The following is a 17,897-nucleotide window of genomic DNA, read 5'->3' on the forward strand; positions in this document are numbered from 1 at the left end:
GCGGCGAGACCGATGCGCGCGGGATACCGTCGGCCGGACCGCGATCCGGCCTCGACCTGCTCCTCGCCGACAGAGTTCCATGGACCAGCCTTCCGATCCGATCACGGCCGCGATCCTCGTCATCGGCGACGAGATCCTATCGGGGCGTACCAAGGACAAGAACATCGGCACGATCGCCGATTTCCTCACCGCCGCCGGGATCGACCTGCGCGAGGTGCGGATCGTGCCCGACGAGGCCGCGATGATCGTGGAGGCGGTGAACGTCCTGCGGGCGCGCTACACCTACCTGTTCACCACCGGGGGGATCGGGCCCACCCACGACGACATCACCGCCGATTGCGTCGCCCAGGCCTTCGGGGTCGGCATCGACATCGACGAGCGGGCGCGGGCGATGCTGCTGGAACGCCACAAGCCCGAGGACCTGAACGAGGCCCGCCTGCGCATGGCGCGGATCCCGTTCGGCGCCGACCTGATCCCCAACGCGGTGTCGAAGGCCCCGGGCTTCCGCATCGGCAACGTCCAGGTCATGGCCGGGGTGCCGAGCATCATGCAGGCCATGCTCGATGCCGTCGCGCCGACGCTGAAAGGCGGTGCCGCGATGATCTCCGAGACCATCGAGGCCGTCGGGCTTCCCGAGGGTCAGTACGCGAGCGAGCTCGGCGAGATCGCCCGGGCCCGGCCGGCCGTGTCGATCGGCTCCTACCCGGCGCTGACGCCGGAGGGATTCCGCAACCGGATCGTGGTGCGCAGCCGGGATGCGCAGGCCCTGACGGAGGCGAAGGCGGCGGTCGAAGCGCTCGTGGCGCGGCTCACGAACTGACACTCTCACGTTCGGTCGCGTGGCGTCAGGGAGCTGAACGGATGATCCAAGATCAGAGGGACCGGGCCGACAAGGAGGCGCGGCGCGACGAGTTGCTGAAGGAGGTGTCCGAGATCGGCCGCCCCGACGCCTACGTGCTGCACGAGGTGATCCGTCTGGAGGGCGACGAGGAGTTGCGCCGCCACGGCATCGCCCTGTTCCTCTCCGCCTTCGCCGCGGGCCTCAGCATCGCGCTGTCGCTGATCGTGCCGGGCGTGCTCAAGAGCCACCTGCCGGAGGCCGACTGGGCCAAGATCGTGACTACGATGGGTTACGCGGTGGGCTTCCTGGTCGTGGTGCTGGGGCGCCAGCAGCTGTTCACCGAGAACACCATCACGCCGATCCTGCCGCTGCTGCACGACCGGACGGTGAAGACCGCCTTCCGGGTGGTGCGGCTCTGGCTGATCGTCCTATGCGGCAACATCCTGGGGACGCTTGCCATCGCCGCGGTGCTCGCCGGCGCCGGCGCGTTCGAGCCGCCGGTGCTCAAGGCCTTCGCGGAGATCAGCCACGACGCCATCGCGCACGGGTTCTGGGCCACCTTCGTGAAGGCGGTGTTCGCCGGCTGGATGATCGCCCTGATGGTCTGGTTCCTGCCGGCCACCGGCAGCGCGGCGCCGATCGTGATCCTGCTGATGACCTGGCTGGTCTCGCTCTGCGGGCTCGCCCACATCGTCGCCGGCTCCGTCGAAGCCTTCTACCTGCTGATCACCGGCGCGGCCTCGCTCGAGGATTACGGGTACCGGTTCTTCCTGCCGACGCTGCTCGGCAACGTCTTCGGCGGCGTCACCCTGGTGGCGGTGTTGAACTACGGCCAGGTCGCCCCGCAGGTCGAGGAGACCAAAGAGGTCGAGGGCGACCGCCCCGACTGACCGGACGCGCTTGCTGACGCCGAACCGGTCTCCAGTTCGCGCGTGCCTAGGGGCTAATCGAGGCTCACCGGCGGGCTGATCAGGTGGTCGAGGTCATCGAGGATCCAGGTCATCGTCCCACGGAGGGGGCCGTACAGGCCGATCTGGTGCTGCCGGTACAGCAGGTCGTGCGTGAGCCGCGCCGAGAGGCCGTTCAGCCGGCCGCCACCGAACGTGTAGCGCCCCAGAGTGCCCCATCCGTTGAAATCGGCCAGCGAGACGATGGCGCCCTTCTCGACATACTGGAACGGCGGCAGCTCGGTCGCGACGGTGTCGCCCCGGGCCAGCGCCCGACCGAGGTGGGACGTGAGGTGCTGCGCCTGCTGCCGCGCCGCCTGGGCCGTGGCCGGCACGGGTTTACCGGTCTTGCGGTCAACGAGGCTGGCGCAATCCCCGAGCGCGACGATCGCCGGGTCCCGGGTCGTGCGCAGGTCGGAGCCGACCGTGAGCTGGCCGGTCCGCGACCGCTCCAGCCCCTCGACGGCACCGAGCACGTCCGGGGCCTTCACGCCGGCGGCCCAGACCTTCAACCCAGCCGAGATGCGGCTGCCATCCTGTAGGGTGAAGCCAGATGCGTCCGCGCCCGTCACCATGGCGCCGGTCCGTACCTCCACGGCAAGATCCGACAGGGTCCGGGCGGCGGCCCGGGAGACCCGCTCCGGGAACGCCGGCAGGAGGCGCGGACCGCTCTCGATGAGGGTCAGGCGCAGCCGGCGCGGCAGATCCGGCGAGCCGTAATCCGACGCCAGGTTAATGGCGTGCTTCAGCTCCGCGGCCAGTTCGACACCGGTGGCGCCGCCGCCGACGATGGCGATCTCGAGCCGGTCGGGACTGTCGAGCCGGGCCAGCAGGTGGCGCCGCAGGTGCCGGTGGAACGATTCCGCCTCGGTGAGGTCATCGATGGTCAGGCAGTGCTCGGCGACGCCGGGGGTTCCGAAATCGTTGGCCCTGCTGCCGATGGCGAGGACCAGGAGATCGTAGTCGAGATCGACGTCCGGCCGCCCCTGCGCCGCCTCGACCGCGAGGCGCACCCGGCGGGTCGCGCGGTCGATCCCAATCAGGGTCCCGGGCTGGAACCGGAAGCCGTTCCGGCGCGCCTGCGCGAAGAAATCAACCTTCTGCCGATCGGGCCGGGCGGTGCCGGCGGCGAAGGTATGAAGCATCGGCTTCCAGACATGTGACAGGCTGCGATCGGCGAGCACGATTTCGGCTCTGCCACCGCGGCCGAGGCTGGTGGCCACCTCGATTCCCGCAACCCCACCACCGACGATCACGATCCGCGCCTTGTCCGCCATGCCGTCTCCCGGAACTTCCGTTCCCGGTGAACGCAGTCCCGGCGTCGATGTTCGCAACCTGCTGTCCGGACATACCGTGCCGTCAGTCATCTCAGCGCGGACTTCACGGTCGACAAGAGACCGTCGGCGTTGGATCGACGAACCCGGTGTCGTCGGTTGGCATCCGGATCATTGCGGCACCACCCGGAACAGCCGCGCCAACGCAGATCCCCGGTCGGGTCGCGGCCCGGCGTCCGACGCCTCTTATCGACGCGCCGAAGATATTGTGTAACGCTTCGTTTACCATTTAATCATTGTTAATGACCGATGATTAACGCCGAGATTAGCGTTTAATAGCGGACAATCTGACTAAGAGGGGCGGCTGAATGGTTGATCTGACCGGCTATCGGCTGACGTTCGACGACGAGTTCAACAGCCGCAGCATCTCTTCGAACGGGGCCGGGACCACCTACGCGGACATCCGCGCCGAATGGCGAACGGCCGACGGCAAAGCTGATGTCGGCTTCGGGCGTTCATCCTTCGTGGATCCGTCGTCAGGCTACGATCCGTTCAGCGTCCAGAACGGCACGCTCTCGATCACGGCCGTGCCCGACCGAACCGCGTCGGGCGTTCCAGGCAGCTGGGAATCGGGCCTGATCACCACGCAGGGCAACTTCTCGCAGACCTACGGCTACTTCGAGATCCGGGCTGATTTCTCCAACGATTCGAATGCCTGGGACGCGTTCTGGCTGCTGCCGAACCAGCAGAGTCCGACGTCGAGCGCAACCAATGGTCACCAGGAACTGGACGTCGTCGAGCATTATGGCAACGACGACCGGAGCGTCTACAGCACGATCCACACGACCGATCCGCAGAACGGCATACCCTGGCAGACCAATCGGCAAGTCGTCACCGGCCTCAACAATCCATCCGGCTATCACACCTACGGGATGAATTGGCAGGCGGACAAGATCAGCTTCTACGTCGACGGCCAGCTGACCGGATCGCAGATCACGCCGTCGGATCTACACAGCCCGATGTATCTGCTCGCCGATTTGGCGGTCCGGAGCGAAGGGACCGCCACGGGAAGCCCGATCACATCGAACATCGATTACATCCGGGTCTACTCCAACAGCACGAACGCGGTCGCGGTCCCTCAGGGCCGGGTTTCGTCTCCGGATGGGTACGATCCGGGCCTCTACGGAGCCGCCGCCGCCCGTTCGGTCGCCCCGATAGCGGTCGGGTCGTCACCCATCCGGGGAGGGGCAGCCGCGTCGTCATCCGTGTCAGGTCCCGCAGCATCGTCGCCGACATCCGGCGCGGCGACATCATCGCCCGCGACAGGTGCGGCCGCGGCGCCGTCCAGCACGGAGGCCACGCCCGGATCGTCGCCATCCGCCACTCCGGCGCCGTGCTACTGCACCGGCACCCGCATCCTGACCGAACACGGTGAGGTCGCAGTCGAGAATCTCCGGGTCGGGCAGCGGGTGGTGACCGCCTCCGGGCCGCTTCGGCCGATCCGCTGGATCGGCACGCGCCGCTATCCCGACTCGACCGCTCCGCGAGCGGACCGGCCCGTCCGCATCACGGCGGGTTCCCTGGCGGACGGCATACCGTTCCGGGACCTCTGGGTCTCGCCGGACCATGCGCTCCATCTGGACGGCCTGCTCGTCGCCGCGGGCCATCTCGTCAACGGCCGGTCCATCACGCGCGGTGAGGCGGTGGCCGACCTGACCTACTGGCATGTCGAACTCGACGCGCATGACCTGCTGCTGGCCGAGGGAGCACCGGCCGAGAGTTTCTTCCCCGCAGCCGACCTGCGCGCGCGGTTCGACGGCGGCATGGGCTGGCCGGGAACGCGTCCGACAGCCGCGCCCTATGCCGAGCGCGTGGAGGATGGTCCGACCCTCACGGCGCTGGCCCGTCGCCTGATCCAACGGGCCGGCCTGTCGGTGAACGAGCCGGTTTTCGGTGATCTCCGAGGCAGCCTGGATTTGTGCGAGATCCGGAACGGCGACCTGCGCGTCGCCGGTTGGGCACAGGATGCCACGCATCCGAGTGGACCGGTCTGCCTGGATGTCCTCTTGGACGGCGTCGTGGTCGCCATGACGCTGGCGGAGATCGATCGGCCCGATCTCGGTGCGGCCGCGATCGGGGAGGGGCGGCACGGGTTCGACCTAGGTCTCGACGTGCCGCTCGCGGTCGGCGTCTTCCAAACCGTATCGGTGCGTCGTTCGGCCGACGGAGCCAAGATCGGGGCCATGCGGCTCGATGCAACGGGTGAATGGAGTCGGGCGCAGGTCGCCTGATTTCGGAAAGCGACACCATGACGATGCGCGGCAGTATCGACGTGCTCAGCCATCGCCGCATCGTCGGCTGGGCGTGGGAGATGGATTCTCCGGACGTTCCGGTCGCCATCCTGGTGGCGGTCGACCGGCGCATCCTCGGACGCTGCCGGGCCGACCTGTTCCGCGAGGATCTCGCCATCGAAGGTATCGGCACGGGCCGATGCGGTTTCGCGCTGGACCTCCCGGTCGGGCTGCTCTCTCCGCGCCAGGATTACGCGATCAGCGTGCGGCGGGAGGGCGACGGCGCGCACCTGCCGGGCTCACCCTACGTGCTCCCGGCAACGCTTCGGATCGTCCCCACGCCGTGACGTCCCTGCCACACCGCCGTCGGGACCGGGTCGCGGCCGGGAACCGGCATCCGTGGCAATCAAACGAAAAAAGCCGCCCGGAGGCGGCTTCTCGTCGGCGTGGACCCTTCGGAATCAGGACCGCAGGCGGGTCCGAACTTCGCCGAGGCTGGCGCGAATCAGGCCCTGCGCGGCATCGCCCTGCATCCGCTCGCGCAGGATGGTCTCGGAGACCTTCACGGCCGCATCGGCTGCCGCCGCCCGGACCTGGGCTTCGGCCTGCACCTCAGCCTGCGCGATCTTGGTCTCGGCGGCCTTGGTGCGTCGGGCCAGGAAGTCGTCCAGCTTGCGATGGCCTTCCTCGGCGGCGCGCTTGGCCTCCTCGCGGGCACTGGCGATGATCGACTCGGCCTCCTTCTCGGCCTCGGCGCGACGGCGCTTGTAGTCGGCCAGCACGGTAGCGGCCTCCTCGCGCAGGCGCTTGGCCTCGTCGAGCTCGTGGCGGACGCGGGTGGCGCGACCGTCGAGGCCCTTCGTCATGGTCGAGAAGGCGCCGGCCTTCCAGGCGATCCCCATGAAGATCACGAACGCGACGGCGACCCAGAATTCGGCTTCGAGCAGCATCGTGGGTTCCCGTTCAGTGTGCGGTGGCGTCGAGGGCGCGGTCGAGGGTCGCCGGATCGGGCGCCTGGCCCGTCAGGCGCTCCACGATCGCCACCGCGGTCTCGCCGGCGATGCTGCGGACGTTGCCCATCGCAGCCTCGGTCCGCGTGCGGATCGTCGCCTCGGCGGACGAGAGCTTCGTGTTCAGGTCGGCTTCGAGCGCCTTGCGCTTGGCATCGGCCTCGGCGGCCAGCTCGTTCCGGGTGGTCTGGGCGATGTCGCGGGCTTTGCCCTGCGCATCGCGAAGCGCGGACTCGTAGGCCAGACCGGCGGCATCGGCCTCGGACTTCATGGCCTGGGCCTGGTCGAGATCGGTCCGCAGGCGCTCGGCGCGGGCGTGCAGGATCGCCTGGATCCGCGGCAGCGCAACCTTATCCATGAGGTAATAGAGGAGACCGAAGGCCAGCGCGAGCCAGATCAGCTGCGACAGGAACCCGGAGGTCTCGAAGGGCGGGAAGGCACCGCTATGTGCTTCCGCGTGCTCGACATGGCCGGGCACAAGCTGCGTGTCGGCGCCCGGGGGCGGCGTGGTGAGGGGATTCGGCTGCGCCATGAGACCGCTACACTGACACCGTTCGCACAGGTCACCGCCGACGCGGTGACGGAAGAAGGCGGACGCCTCGTTCGCGAAGCGTCCACCCGTTGGTCGGGCGGTGAGAGCCCGGTGGAGGCCGCGGTGTCCGCGGCCCCCGAGCGCGTCGATCAGACAGCGAAGAGCAGCAGCAGCGCGATGAGCAGCGAGAAGATGCCCAGCGCCTCGGTCAGGGCGAAGCCCAGGAGCAGCGTGGCGCGCTGGCCGTCGGCCGCGGAGGGGTTGCGAAGGGCGCCGGCGAGGAACTGACCGAACAGGTTGCCGAGGCCGATGCCTGCACCCGCCATGCCAAGGCAGGCGAGGCCGGCGCCGATGTACTTCGCAGCGACGGGATCCATGATAACTCCTGAGGTCTCTTCAGATCGAAACGTGCGGTGACGTTCGCGGCGGGTGGAGCCGGCCAAGTCCGGAGGCCGGGGTGAAGCTGAGCGGCCTGGGCGTGCGCCTAGTGGCCGGGGTGGAGAGCGTCGTTGAGGTAGATCGCCGTCAGCGTCGCGAAGACGTAGGCCTGAAGCGCCGCAACGAGGAACTCGAGAGCGGTCAGCGCGATCGTCAGGAACAGCGGGAGGGGCGATAGCACGCTCCAGGCCCCTGCGAGAAGAAGCTGGACCACGAAGAACGCGAAGATCTTCATCGCGATGTGGCCGGCGAGCACGTTCGCGAACAGACGCACCGACAGGCTGATCGGCCGCGAGATGAACGAGATGATCTCGATCGGCACCAGGATCGCCAGCAGCGGCTTCGGCACGCCCGACGGCACGAACAGTCCGAAGAAGTGGGTGCCGTGCTTCATGACGCCGAAGATCACCACGACGGAGATCACCAGGGCGGCGAGGCCGAAGGTGATGACCAGGTGGCTGGTCACCGCGAACGCGTACGGGATCATCCCGAACAGATTCAGGATCAGCACGAACATGAACAGGGAGAACACAAGCGGCATGAACCGCTTGCCGCCGTCGCCGGTCGCCTGGTGGAGCGTGTCGGCGATGAACTCGTAGAAGATCTCGGCCAGCGACTGCATCCGCCCCGGAACCACCGAGCGCGATGCCGTCGCCACGATCGTGATCAGGGCGATCACGCCGACGGCGGCGAACATGTACAGGGCGGATTGCGTGAACGCGAGTTGCTGATGGCCGATATGGCCGAGCGATACGAGCGGCTTCAGCTCGAACTGATGGATCGGGTCGATCGTGACCGCCATTCCCGCTTCCGCCCCTCTTGATCCGGCGCATCGACAGCGTCGATCGCCTCAAACCCCTATCGACCGGCGCGCCTTATGGCTCCTGCCGATCGCCTCGTCCGGGACGCGCGCCGGCAAAACCAGACACCCGCATCACGTTGTAGATCCCCGCCACGAACCCCAGCATGAGGAGGACGATCAGGCCCCAGGGTTTCGTCCCGAAGACATGATCGACGATCCAGCCGAGTATGCCCCCCGCGATCACGCCTGCGACGAACTCCGTGGAGATCGTCATGGCCTGACCGAGCGAGGAGGGCCCGGTACCCCGAGGCCGCAAGGAAGGATCGGGAGCGGCCTGCGGACGCTTCCGTTCGATCTGCGTCTCGAGACGTCTGAGCCTCGCGGAGAGTTCGCTGTCCGTCGGCGTTCCCGCGGTCTCTTTCCCTTCCCTGGAATCGTCGCCGCTCACGGCTGAAACTCACAGGGCGGGAGGATCTGAAACCGGCTGGACGCCCCCATCAAGCGGGCGCACCATAGTTTCGCCTATCTTGGGTGTCAAGGCGACGTCGATACATAGTAAGTACTTGATCTTTATGTTGTTTTCAGGTTTTGGCTCTGGCTCGGCGGTGGTGCTTCGCGCATCGACCGCCGCGACGATCAGGCACCGATGATCGGCTTGATGACCTTCTCCATGCCGTCGATCGTCATCTCGCCGGTGTAGCGCACGCCGTTAATGAAGAAGGTCGGAGTGGAATCGACCTTCATCACGTCCAGCCCGCGCTGCTTCACGGCGTTGACCGCACCGTAGACCTTCTGGTCCTTCAGGCAGGCCTCGAACGTCTCCTTGGTGTAGCCGGCCTGACGGAGCATCTGCTCGAGCGCGTCGACGGGCTTCTGGGTGAAGGCCCAGGCCGGCTGCTGGTCGAACAGCAGGTCGGTGATCGGGTAATACTTGGCCTCGCCCTGGCAGCGCGCCAGCATGAAGGCTGCGGTGGCCAGCGGGTCGAGGGGGAATTCGCGCAGAGTGAAGCGCACCTTGCCGGTATCGATGTAGCGCTCCTTGAGCACCGGCCAGGTGGTGCGATGGAACGCGGCGCAGTGCGAGCAGGTCATCGAGGCGTATTCGATGATCGTGCACTTGGCATCGGCCGGGCCGAGCCAGACGTCGCCGAGCGGGCCCGGCTGCATCAGGGCGGCCAGATCGGCGTTCTGCGCCCAGGCCGAGCGGGCCAGGTAAGGCAGGGCCAATCCGGCGCCGAGCGCGAGGCCGGTGAACTTGAGAGCGTCGCGTCGCGTGGTCATGGGCAGGCTCCGCCGGATCTGGTCGGTCTTGGCGTTTTTATCTTGGCGTCCCGATGCGGGTACTCGGGCGCGGCTTTCCTGGCAAGATGACGCAATCGCCGCTGAAACCGGCAGGTCAGCGCTCCGGCCGCGTGGCCACCGCGGCGATCCCGAGGCGGTCCAGGGCGGCGCGTAACCCGTCATCCTCGATCCCGGCCACCGCGCGCTTCACCTCCACGGCCCGGGACGGGTCGATACCGGTGCGCGGCGCCGGCCGGCCGCCGCGGCCGACCCGGTCCTGCTGCAGCACGATGCGCGAGACGCAGGCCCAGCCGTAATGCGCGTTGATGCGCTGGATCACCACAGGCGCGAGATGCTGGAGCTCGATCGCGAAGACGCCCTCGACCCGGACCACGAGCGTGCCGGATTCCGGCGCGTCGGCCTCCTTGCGGCGGCGCTTGGGCCATTCGAGCTTCGAGGGCCGGCAATAGCGGGCCAGCCGCTCGCCGACGATTTCCGGCCAGGCCGCCAGGATATCGGTGGACGCGAAGCCCTGCGCCGCGAAGGCGGGCCCGATGCAGCTCTCGATCAGCTCGGCCAGCGGTTTGACGCGCGCCATGGTGCTCTGGGCCTCGCCCCGGATGAATCGCATCACGGTAGCGCAGCTTCGTTTAAGAAGGGAGCACCGCCCCGGCGCCGGGCGGGCCTATGATCGCCCGGTCCCTCCGGGTATGCAGCCTGGCCCATGCCGACCTGTTCAGCCACGGATTCCGGGTCCGCTCCCGGACCACGCGCCGACGACCTGCTCGCCTGGTACGACCGGCACCGGCGGGTCCTGCCGTGGCGCGCGCTCGCCGGCGAGGTGCCCGATCCCTACCGGGTCTGGCTCTCCGAGGTGATGCTGCAGCAGACCACGATCACGGCGGTGCGCCCGTATTTCGAGCGCTTCCTGACGCGCTTCCCCGACGTGAATGCGCTGGCCGGAGCCCCCGAGGAGGCGGTGATGTCGGCCTGGGCCGGGCTCGGCTACTATTCCCGGGCCCGCAACCTCCACGCCTGCGCCAAAACCGTCGCGGCGGCGGGCCGCTTCCCCGACACGGCCGAGGGCCTCCGCAAGCTCCCGGGCATCGGCGCCTACACAGCCGGAGCGATCGCCGCGATCGCGTTCGAGCGGGCGGAGGCCGCGGTCGACGGCAATGTCGAGCGGGTGCTGAGCCGGGTGTTCGCCGTGGAGGCGCCGCTGCCCGGCAGCCGCCCGGAGATCCGTCGGCTGACCCAGGCCCTGGTGCCGCACGACCGGCCCGGCGACTTCGCGCAGGCGCTCATGGATCTCGGCGCGACGATCTGCACGCCCAAGCGCCCCGCATGCGCGCTCTGCCCGTGGATGCGGCCCTGCGAGGCCCGGGCACGCGGCACGCAGGACACGTTCCCGCGCAAGATCAAGGTTGCGAAAGGGGCGCTGCGCCGCGGCGCAGCCTTCGTGGCAATTCGCAGCGGCGACGAGGCGGTACTACTGCGGACGCGTCCGCCGGAGGGTTTGCTCGGCACCATGGCCGAGCCGCCCGGCAGCGCCTGGGAACCGGATTACGACGTCGCCGCGGCCCTGCTGGACGCGCCGATCGACGCTCGCTGGAAGCGGCTGCCGGGCCTGGTGCGGCACGGCTTCACGCACTTCCCGCTGGAGTTGACCGTGTTCGCGGCCCGGGTCGCGCTCTCGACCCCGACGCCGCCGGGCATGCGCTTCACCCCGCGCAGCGCGCTGGACGACGAGCCGCTGCCAGGCCTGATGCGCAAGGTGCTGGCCCACGCCTTCGACCCGAAGCCGGAGCCCGAGAAGAAGCCGCGCGGCCGCCCCAAGAAGGAGCCACCGGCGATGCCGCTGCTCGCGGCCATGGAGGCGCCGATCTCGATGGCCGATCCGGAGCCACGGCCGAGCGTGCGCGCAGTCCCCAAGCCCCGGCCGAAACCGGCACCGGAGCCACCGCCGGACACGGACGACTTCTTGGATGGCGAGCCGGAGGCGCCTGTTGCGCCGGTGCGCGCGCGATCGACGCCGCGCCGACCGGGCGCCGCGCGGCGCCGCTAGTTCCAAAGGAAGCGGGATCCCAGAGGGCTCGGCCCTTTGGGATCCCAGGACCGATACGGGGAGGGCTCAGCCGTTCGCCATCGCCTGCCGCAGGCCGGCCCGGTAGCTGTCGATCACCAACGGCTTGCCCGAACGCTCGACGTGCCAGAAGGTCCAGCCGTTGCAGGCCGGAAGACCCTGGACCAGGGCGCCAATCTTGTGGATCGAGCCGATGACCAGGCCGTTGTCGAGCTGGCCGTCCGGACGCACCGTGGCGCGGAAGCGGCGCCGCTCGTCGGTGACGATCTCGCCCGCGCGGATATGCCCGGCCTCGATCACCGAGAGGAACGGCACCCGCGGCTCGGCGCGCTTGGTCGGCGCCACCATCAGGGCGGCCTTCGACAGCGGCTGGACGGCGGCGATCCGCTCCATGGCGGCCTTCGCGTAGGTGGCCTCGCGCTCGATGCCGATGAAGCGGCGGCCGAGGCGCTTGGCGACGGCACCGGTGGTGCCGGTGCCGAAGAACGGGTCGAGCACCACGTCGCCGGGATTGGTCGCCGCCATCAGGGTGCGGGCGAGCAGCGCTTCGGGCTTCTGGGTCGGATGGACCTTGTGGCCCTCCGCATCCTTCAGCCGCTCCTCGCCGGTGCAGAGGGGGATGAACCAGTCCGAGCGCATCTGGAGGTCTTCGTTGCCTCCCTTCAGCGCGTCGTAGTGGAAGGTGTAGCCTTTCGAATCCGCCGAGCGCGAGGCCCAGATCAGGGTCTCGTGGGCATTGGTGAAGCGCTTGCCGCGGAAGTTCGGCATCGGGTTGGCCTTGCGCCACACGATGTCGTTGAGGATCCAGTAACCGAGATCCTGCAACGCGCTCCCGACCCGGAAGATGTTGTGGTACGACCCGATCACCCAGAGGGTCGCGTTCGGCTTCATCACGCGGCGACAGGCGGCGAGCCATTCGCGGGTGAAGCTGTCGTAGGCTTCGAAGGTCGCGAACTTGTCCCAGTCGTCGTCGACCGCGTCGACACGGCTCTGGTCCGGACGCAGCAGGCCGGCCTCGCCGAGCTGCAGGTTGTAGGGTGGGTCGGCGAACACGCAGTCGACGCTCGAAGCCGGCAGCGCGTTCATGGCCGAGATGCAATCCCCGACCAGAACTTGGTCAAGGGGAAGGGGACGCTGGGCGGGTACGAGACCCATCCGTGGCGCCGATGCGGGCCGCCCGGCACGCGAGACCTGTTTCCGGGCGACGGCATCGGCAGCCACGGTACGCGGGGAAGCCATGGCAAACACCGGTTACGCGACTGACCGGCAGACCATGCGTCGGACACGGTAAAGGCCGGGTTTTCGGATTCTTCCGCCGCGCGTCCCGTTCTGGGGCTGCATTTTTTGCCTAGCGCCCGATCCGCCAGTCTTTCAGCAGAGAAAGCCAGCCATCGACGCGTGCCTACAGGCGCGTCGTCAATTGCTGGGGCTGGGCTTTGCTGACGGAGTGCGGGTCCCGAACGGCCCATTCTTACTCCGGCGTTCCGAACGACAATTGTCACGTCCGAATGACGCTCGCGTCCAACTGAGCGGGATACAGGGTCACACCCCACGCAGGGCTTAGGAATTCGAGCTCATCGTAGGATCGTTGCGGCATCCGCGATCAGAACTTACCGATTACCGCGAACGACTGTCGTGTCTACAAATCGAAGACCTCCGAGAAATATTGAGATACAAAACGTAATGTAATCTGCATGACCAGCTGAAAACCGGCTAAAATGTGACCCGCAGCAGGCCGGAAAGGCCGCCTTATTCCGGCCGATTTCTGAAACGACTTGCGCCGTCCCGGAAACAACAAGGGAATGCGGGAAGAATGACATCTGGTTTCGGTAAGTTCGTGGCCACCGTTGGAATGCTGTCTGCCATCGTCGGAACGACCCTCCCGGCTGCCGCCCAGAGCGGCGGGGCCTCCTGGTACGGGAGCGGCCATCGCACCGCGAACGGTGAGCGTTTCAACCCCAACGGACTGACCGCTGCCCATCGCAGCCTGCCGTTCGGAACCCGGGTCCGCGTCGAGAACCGCAGGACCGGCCGCTCGGTGGTGGTGCGCATCAACGATCGCGGCCCGTTCGTGCATGGCCGGATCATCGATCTCTCGCGGGGCTCGGCGCGTGCCCTCGGTATGGGCGGCACGAGCTACGTCTCGCTTCAGGTCCTGAACTGAAGACCCGGCGTTGACGGCTTGCAGGGCGAGCCTGTCCTGAAGCCCTGCGGCCTCCCGACGTTGTCTGCGGCATCGGGAGGCCCCATGTGCTGCGAAAGCAGTCCGGACCCAGCCGCCCCATGCCCAAACCCCTGATCGTCGACATCCCGCACGACCTCGGCCGCGACGAGGCCAAGCGGCGCCTCGAGCACGGCACCGACCAGGCGCGGGCCTTCCTGGCCAAGAGCGGCGTCAGCGTCGACCAGCTCGCCTGGACGGGCGATCGCCTCGATTTCGGGGTCTCGGCGATGACCCAGAAGATCGGCGGCACCATCGATGTCGGCCCCGAGAGCGTGCGCCTCGAGGTGAAGCTGCCGTTCCTGCTCGCGTTGTTCGCCGAGAAGATTCAGAAGGTGGCGAGCAAGAAGGGCAATCTCCTCCTCACCAAGAAGTAGCACGCCGGAACCGGAGCGGCAGGCCCTCGTTGCCGCCCGAACGGTGCAGCCCAGCACCGCGGGCCATCTGGAGGACAGCCGTGCCAGACTTCACCCTCGCCGATCCCGGCCAAGTGCCCGAGGTTCCGCCGCAGCCCACGCCGGTGCCGGACGCTCCCTACGAGCCGCCGCAGGCCCCGACGCAGCCGCCCGGTCCCGAGATCCCCGGGAACACCCCGGCCGAGGCGCCCGGCATCCAGCCGCCGGAGATCCCGGTGAACGATCCCGGCCCGCCGGAGATCAGCCCGCCCACCGGGCCGGCCAACCCGATCGCCTGAGCGCGTGTGCCGCCCCGCCCCGCGGGGCGGCACCGTTTGAACCGGAAGCCCGGCGCTGCCATAAGCCCGGCATGGCCGCTCCCCCGCTTCTGACCCTCCAGGATATCGCGCTCACTTTCGGCGGCACCCCGCTGATCAACCGCGCCGACCTGACCATCTCCCCCGGCGAGCGGACCTGCCTGGTCGGGCGGAACGGCTCCGGCAAGTCGACGCTGATGAAGATCGCCGCCGGCTTGGTCGAGCCGGACAAGGGGCGGTTGTTCCTGCAGCCCGGGACCACGATCCGCTACCTGGCCCAGGAGCCGGATTTCTCGGGCTTCTCGACCACCCTCGATTTCGTCGAGGCCGGGTTGCCGCCGGGCGAATCGACCTATCGCGCCAAGTACTTGCTGGAAAGCCTCGGGATGACCGGGGCGGAGGATCCGGCCAAGCTCTCGGGCGGAGAGGGCCGGCGCACGGCGCTGGCCCAGGCGCTGGCGCCGGAGCCCGACGTGCTGCTCCTCGATGAGCCGACCAACCATCTCGACCTTCCGGCGATCGAGTGGCTCGAAGCGGAGCTGCGAGGCACCCGCGCCGCCATGGTCCTGATCAGCCACGACCGGCGGTTTCTCTCCGCGCTGTCCCGGGCCACGATCTGGCTGGACCGCGGGGAAACGCGCCGGATCGAGCAGGGATTCTCGAATTTCGAGGCCTGGCGCGACGCCTTCTTCGAAGAGGAGGAGCGCGACCAGCACAAGCTCGACCGCAAGATCGTCGCGGAGGAGCATTGGCTGCGCTACGGCGTCACCGCGCGGCGCAAGCGAAACGTCCGCCGCCTCGGCAACTTGCACGAGCTGCGCCAGAACCGCCGCGAGGTCCGCCGCCCGGTGGGCAGCGTCAGCATGCAGGCCTCGGAGGCCGAATCGTCCGGCAGCCTCGTGGTCGAGGCCCGGGATATCGCCAAGGCCTACGGCGAGCGGACCATCGTGGACGGGCTGTCGCTGCGGGTGATGCGCGGCGACCGGCTCGGCATCGTCGGGGCCAACGGCGCCGGCAAGTCGACGCTGATCAACCTGCTGATGGGCCGCCTCGCCCCCGATTCGGGGCAGATCGTGCTCGGCACCAACCTGATGCCGGTGGTGCTCGATCAGGCGCGGGCCACGTTGGAGCCCGGGATGACCGTCACCGAGGTGCTCACCGGCGGCCGGGGCGACAGCGTCACGGTGAACGGCCAGAGCCGCCACGTCATCGGCTACCTCAAGGACTTCCTGTTCACCCCCGAGCAGGCCCGGACCCCGGTCTCGGTGCTGTCCGGCGGCGAGCGCAACCGCCTGTTGATCGCCCGCGCGCTGGCGCAACCGGCCAACCTGCTGGTGCTGGACGAGCCGACCAACGACCTGGATCTCGAGACCCTGGACCTGCTCCAGGAGATGCTCGGCGACTACCAGGGCACGTTGATCCTGGTCAGCCACGACCGCGACTTCCTCGACCGGGTCGCCAGCAGCGTGCTGGTCTCGGAGGGGGCGGGCCGCTGGATGGAATATGCCGGCGGCTACAGCGACATGCTGGTCCAGCGCGGGCAGGGGGTCGAGGCGCGCACGGTCACGGCCAAGAAGGGGCCGCGCGAGCGCCAGTCCGCCGCTCCGGCCCCGCAGGCCTCCGGCAAGCCGAAGCTCGGCTTCAAGGATCAGCACGAGCTGAAGACGCTCCCGGCCCGCATCGCGAAGCTGGAAGCGGCGATCGGGCAGCTCAAGGCGGTCCTGGACGATGCCAACCTCTACGCCCGCGACCCGGCCCGGTTCGACAAGGCCACCGCCATGCTCGCCCAGGCCGAGACTGAGCTGTCGCAGGCGGAGGACCGGTGGCTGGAGCTGGAGATGCTGCAGGCGGGGTGAGTGACGCTTACGCTTGACAGGATCAAGGAATTATATCCTAGAGATCGACGCCCGATGTAAGCATGCAGGCGCGACGATCGGGAACCGACCGGGACGGATGATCGCATGACCGCCTACCAGATCCTCGAACAGCGCTTCTCCCGCCTGGCGGCCCTGGAAGGGGCGGCCGGGATCCTTGGTTGGGATGCGCAAACGCTGATGCCCGACGGGGCGGCCGAGGCGCGGGGCGACCAGTTGGCGATCCTGCGCGGGCTGGCACACGAGATCCTCACGGCGCCCGAAACGTGTGGCGAGATCGACGCGGCCGAGGCGGCGGGGGGCCTCGATCCGTGGCCGGCCGCCAACCTGCGGGAGATGCGGCGGACCCAGGCCCACGGAGCCGCCGTGCCCAGGGATCTGGTCGAGGCCAGCTCGCGGGCGGTGTCCCGGTCGGAGATGGTCTGGCGGGAGGCGCGGCGCGACGCCGACTTCGCCCGGCTGGCGCCCTATCTGGAAGAAGTTCTGCGGCTCCAGCGCGAGATCGGGCAGGCCAAGGGTGCGGCGCTCGGGCTCGATCCCTACGACGCGCTGCTCGACAGCTACGATCCCGGGATGCGCCGATCGGTGATCGACCCGCTGTTTGCCGATCTCACGAGCTGGCTGCCGGACCTGATCGCCCGCGCCCGGGAGATTCAGGATTCCCGCCCGGCGCCGCTGCCACTGGAAGGCCCGTTCGACGTCGGCACGCAGCGCGCCCTCGGCCTCAAGCTGATGAGCGCGCTCGGCTTCGATTTCAGCCGCGGCCGGCTCGACATCAGCCTGCATCCGTTCTGCGGGGGAGCCACCGACGACGTGCGCATCACCACGCGCTACGACGAGGCCGATTTCGGCCGCGCCCTGATGGGCGTGCTGCACGAGACCGGCCACGCCCTCTACGAGCAGGGCCGTCCCGCCGCGTGGCGGCACCAGCCGGTGGGGGCGGCCCGGGGCATGAGCCTTCACGAGAGCCAGTCGCTCATCGTCGAGATGCAGGCCTGCCGCAGCCGCGACTTCTTCACCTGTCTGGCGCCGCTGCTGCGGGAGGCGTTCGGCCGCTCCGGGCCGGAATGGTCGCCGGAGAACCTGCACGCGCTGAACACCCGGGTCCGGCCGGGCTTCATCCGGGTCGATGCCGACGAGGCGACCTACCCGGCCCATATCCTGCTGCGCTACCGGCTGGAGACCGCGATGATCGCGGGCGACCTCGCGGTGGCCGACCTGCCCGGCGCCTTCAACGACGGCCTGCGCGACCTCCTCGGCCTCACGGTCCCGGACGACCGCCTCGGCTGCCTGCAGGACATCCACTGGCCGAGCGGGGCGTTCGGCTACTTCCCGACCTACACGCTCGGCGCGCTCGCGGCGGCCCAGCTGTTCCGGGCGGCCCGCACCGCGGAGCCCGCCCTGCCGGGCTGCCTGGCCGAGGGCGATTTCGCACCGCTGCGGACCTGGCTGCGGGCCAACGTGCACGAAGTGGGCAGCCTCCTCGGGACGGATGATTTGCTGGTGCGGGCGACGGGGGCGCCGCTCGGGACGGCGGCGTTCCGGGCGCATCTGAAGGCGCGGTATCTGGGGGGCTGAGCTCTCCACTGCG

Annotated in this window: 19 protein-coding genes; 10 read left to right on the forward strand and 9 right to left on the reverse strand. The window is 68.7% G+C overall.

Annotated elements, in window-relative coordinates:
- Positions 1–79: 79 nt before the first annotated feature.
- Positions 80–820: a molybdopterin-binding protein gene (locus FVA80_RS03020; RefSeq protein ID WP_147905747.1), complete on the forward strand. Its 741-nt coding sequence runs from the start codon at positions 80–82 to the stop codon at positions 818–820.
- 41 nt (positions 821–861) lie between these two features.
- A complete protein-coding gene (locus FVA80_RS03025) occupies positions 862–1,731 on the forward strand; it encodes a formate/nitrite transporter family protein (protein ID WP_147905748.1) in 870 nt (289 codons plus the stop codon).
- A gap of 53 nt (positions 1,732–1,784) precedes the next feature.
- Here FVA80_RS03025 and FVA80_RS03030 read toward each other — a convergent pair whose 3' ends face one another.
- On the reverse strand, positions 1,785–3,065 hold the full coding sequence (locus tag FVA80_RS03030) for an NAD(P)/FAD-dependent oxidoreductase (RefSeq protein ID WP_147905749.1): 1,281 nt from the start codon (positions 3,063–3,065) through the stop codon (positions 1,785–1,787).
- A 365-nt stretch (positions 3,066–3,430) separates the two neighbouring features.
- On the opposite strand from FVA80_RS03030, the gene FVA80_RS03035 reads away from it, so the two are divergent.
- Together FVA80_RS03035 and FVA80_RS03040 are read left to right on the forward strand one after the other, a co-directional pair.
- On the forward strand, positions 3,431–5,353 hold the full coding sequence (locus tag FVA80_RS03035) for a Hint domain-containing protein (protein ID WP_147905750.1): 1,923 nt from the start codon (positions 3,431–3,433) through the stop codon (positions 5,351–5,353).
- Between the two features lie 17 nt (positions 5,354–5,370).
- Positions 5,371–5,700, forward strand: coding sequence for a hypothetical protein (locus FVA80_RS03040; RefSeq protein WP_147957777.1), 330 nt, complete (start codon positions 5,371–5,373; stop codon positions 5,698–5,700).
- Between the two features lie 114 nt (positions 5,701–5,814).
- Here FVA80_RS03040 and FVA80_RS03045 read toward each other — a convergent pair whose 3' ends face one another.
- From FVA80_RS03045 to FVA80_RS03075, 7 genes are all read right to left on the reverse strand, one after another.
- Positions 5,815–6,300 (reverse strand): ATP F0F1 synthase subunit B, encoded by a 486-nt coding sequence (locus FVA80_RS03045; protein ID WP_187193699.1) that lies wholly within the window; start codon positions 6,298–6,300, stop codon positions 5,815–5,817.
- Positions 6,301–6,316: 16 nt separating this feature from the next.
- Positions 6,317–6,895: a F0F1 ATP synthase subunit B' gene (locus tag FVA80_RS03050; RefSeq protein WP_147905753.1), complete on the reverse strand. Its 579-nt coding sequence runs from the start codon at positions 6,893–6,895 to the stop codon at positions 6,317–6,319.
- Positions 6,896–7,044: 149 nt separating this feature from the next.
- Entirely contained in the window at positions 7,045–7,272 is a 228-nt protein-coding gene (locus tag FVA80_RS03055; protein WP_007566773.1) for a F0F1 ATP synthase subunit C, read from the reverse strand.
- A 107-nt stretch (positions 7,273–7,379) separates the two neighbouring features.
- A complete protein-coding gene (locus FVA80_RS03060; protein WP_147905754.1) occupies positions 7,380–8,135 on the reverse strand; it encodes a F0F1 ATP synthase subunit A in 756 nt (251 codons plus the stop codon).
- A 73-nt stretch (positions 8,136–8,208) separates the two neighbouring features.
- Positions 8,209–8,583, reverse strand: a complete 375-nt coding sequence (locus FVA80_RS03065) for an AtpZ/AtpI family protein (RefSeq protein WP_147905755.1) — start codon at positions 8,581–8,583, stop codon at positions 8,209–8,211.
- A gap of 188 nt (positions 8,584–8,771) precedes the next feature.
- Positions 8,772–9,416, reverse strand: coding sequence for a DsbA family protein (locus FVA80_RS03070; protein ID WP_147905756.1), 645 nt, complete (start codon positions 9,414–9,416; stop codon positions 8,772–8,774).
- 115 nt (positions 9,417–9,531) lie between these two features.
- Positions 9,532–10,014: a DciA family protein gene (locus FVA80_RS03075; protein ID WP_147905819.1), complete on the reverse strand. Its 483-nt coding sequence runs from the start codon at positions 10,012–10,014 to the stop codon at positions 9,532–9,534.
- 126 nt (positions 10,015–10,140) lie between these two features.
- Here FVA80_RS03075 and mutY point away from each other — a divergent pair, with 126 nt between their 5' ends.
- Positions 10,141–11,481, forward strand: coding sequence for an A/G-specific adenine glycosylase (gene mutY / locus FVA80_RS03080; RefSeq protein WP_147905757.1), 1,341 nt, complete (start codon positions 10,141–10,143; stop codon positions 11,479–11,481).
- A 66-nt stretch (positions 11,482–11,547) separates the two neighbouring features.
- Here the strand turns inward: mutY and FVA80_RS03085 are convergent, their stop codons facing one another.
- Entirely contained in the window at positions 11,548–12,738 is a 1,191-nt protein-coding gene (locus FVA80_RS03085) for a site-specific DNA-methyltransferase (RefSeq protein ID WP_281407035.1), read from the reverse strand.
- Positions 12,739–13,351: 613 nt separating this feature from the next.
- Here FVA80_RS03085 and FVA80_RS03090 point away from each other — a divergent pair.
- From FVA80_RS03090 to FVA80_RS03110, 5 genes are all read left to right on the forward strand, one after another.
- Positions 13,352–13,663 carry a septal ring lytic transglycosylase RlpA family protein gene (locus tag FVA80_RS03090; RefSeq protein WP_246692488.1) on the forward strand — a complete coding sequence of 104 codons (312 nt, stop codon included), beginning with the start codon at positions 13,352–13,354 and terminating at the stop codon, positions 13,661–13,663.
- A gap of 119 nt (positions 13,664–13,782) precedes the next feature.
- A complete protein-coding gene (locus FVA80_RS03095) occupies positions 13,783–14,097 on the forward strand; it encodes a polyhydroxyalkanoic acid system family protein (RefSeq protein WP_147905760.1) in 315 nt (104 codons plus the stop codon).
- A gap of 80 nt (positions 14,098–14,177) precedes the next feature.
- Complete coding sequence (locus FVA80_RS03100; protein ID WP_147854970.1) at positions 14,178–14,414, forward strand: hypothetical protein; 237 nt, start codon at positions 14,178–14,180, stop codon at positions 14,412–14,414.
- 71 nt (positions 14,415–14,485) lie between these two features.
- Positions 14,486–16,288: an ATP-binding cassette domain-containing protein gene (locus FVA80_RS03105; RefSeq protein WP_147905761.1), complete on the forward strand. Its 1,803-nt coding sequence runs from the start codon at positions 14,486–14,488 to the stop codon at positions 16,286–16,288.
- A 105-nt stretch (positions 16,289–16,393) separates the two neighbouring features.
- Positions 16,394–17,884, forward strand: a complete 1,491-nt coding sequence (locus FVA80_RS03110) for a carboxypeptidase M32 (protein ID WP_147905762.1) — start codon at positions 16,394–16,396, stop codon at positions 17,882–17,884.
- Positions 17,885–17,897: the final 13 nt, after the last annotated feature.

Source organism: Methylobacterium sp. WL1, from assembly GCF_008000895.1.
Lineage (GTDB): Bacteria > Pseudomonadota > Alphaproteobacteria > Rhizobiales > Beijerinckiaceae > Methylobacterium.

What these genes read in the sequence shown, in the direction of transcription:
- FVA80_RS03020 (WP_147905747.1), top strand. Translation starts at nt 80, where the DNA reads ATGGACCAGCCTTCCGATCCGATCACGGCCGCGATCCTCGTCATCGGC.
- FVA80_RS03025 (WP_147905748.1), top strand. Translation starts at nt 862, where the DNA reads ATGATCCAAGATCAGAGGGACCGGGCCGACAAGGAGGCGCGGCGCGAC.
- FVA80_RS03030 (WP_147905749.1), bottom strand. Translation starts at nt 3,065, where the DNA reads ATGGCGGACAAGGCGCGGATCGTGATCGTCGGTGGTGGGGTTGCGGGA.
- FVA80_RS03035 (WP_147905750.1), top strand. Translation starts at nt 3,431, where the DNA reads ATGGTTGATCTGACCGGCTATCGGCTGACGTTCGACGACGAGTTCAAC.
- FVA80_RS03040 (WP_147957777.1), top strand. Translation starts at nt 5,371, where the DNA reads ATGACGATGCGCGGCAGTATCGACGTGCTCAGCCATCGCCGCATCGTC.
- FVA80_RS03050 (WP_147905753.1), bottom strand. Translation starts at nt 6,895, where the DNA reads ATGGCGCAGCCGAATCCCCTCACCACGCCGCCCCCGGGCGCCGACACG.
- FVA80_RS03055 (WP_007566773.1), bottom strand. Translation starts at nt 7,272, where the DNA reads ATGGATCCCGTCGCTGCGAAGTACATCGGCGCCGGCCTCGCCTGCCTT.
- FVA80_RS03060 (WP_147905754.1), bottom strand. Translation starts at nt 8,135, where the DNA reads ATGGCGGTCACGATCGACCCGATCCATCAGTTCGAGCTGAAGCCGCTC.
- FVA80_RS03070 (WP_147905756.1), bottom strand. Translation starts at nt 9,416, where the DNA reads ATGACCACGCGACGCGACGCTCTCAAGTTCACCGGCCTCGCGCTCGGC.
- FVA80_RS03075 (WP_147905819.1), bottom strand. Translation starts at nt 10,014, where the DNA reads ATGGCGCGCGTCAAACCGCTGGCCGAGCTGATCGAGAGCTGCATCGGG.
- mutY (WP_147905757.1), top strand. Translation starts at nt 10,141, where the DNA reads ATGCCGACCTGTTCAGCCACGGATTCCGGGTCCGCTCCCGGACCACGC.
- FVA80_RS03085 (WP_281407035.1), bottom strand. Translation starts at nt 12,738, where the DNA reads ATGGCTTCCCCGCGTACCGTGGCTGCCGATGCCGTCGCCCGGAAACAG.
- FVA80_RS03090 (WP_246692488.1), top strand. Translation starts at nt 13,352, where the DNA reads ATGCTGTCTGCCATCGTCGGAACGACCCTCCCGGCTGCCGCCCAGAGC.
- FVA80_RS03095 (WP_147905760.1), top strand. Translation starts at nt 13,783, where the DNA reads ATGCCCAAACCCCTGATCGTCGACATCCCGCACGACCTCGGCCGCGAC.
- FVA80_RS03105 (WP_147905761.1), top strand. Translation starts at nt 14,486, where the DNA reads ATGGCCGCTCCCCCGCTTCTGACCCTCCAGGATATCGCGCTCACTTTC.
- FVA80_RS03110 (WP_147905762.1), top strand. Translation starts at nt 16,394, where the DNA reads ATGACCGCCTACCAGATCCTCGAACAGCGCTTCTCCCGCCTGGCGGCC.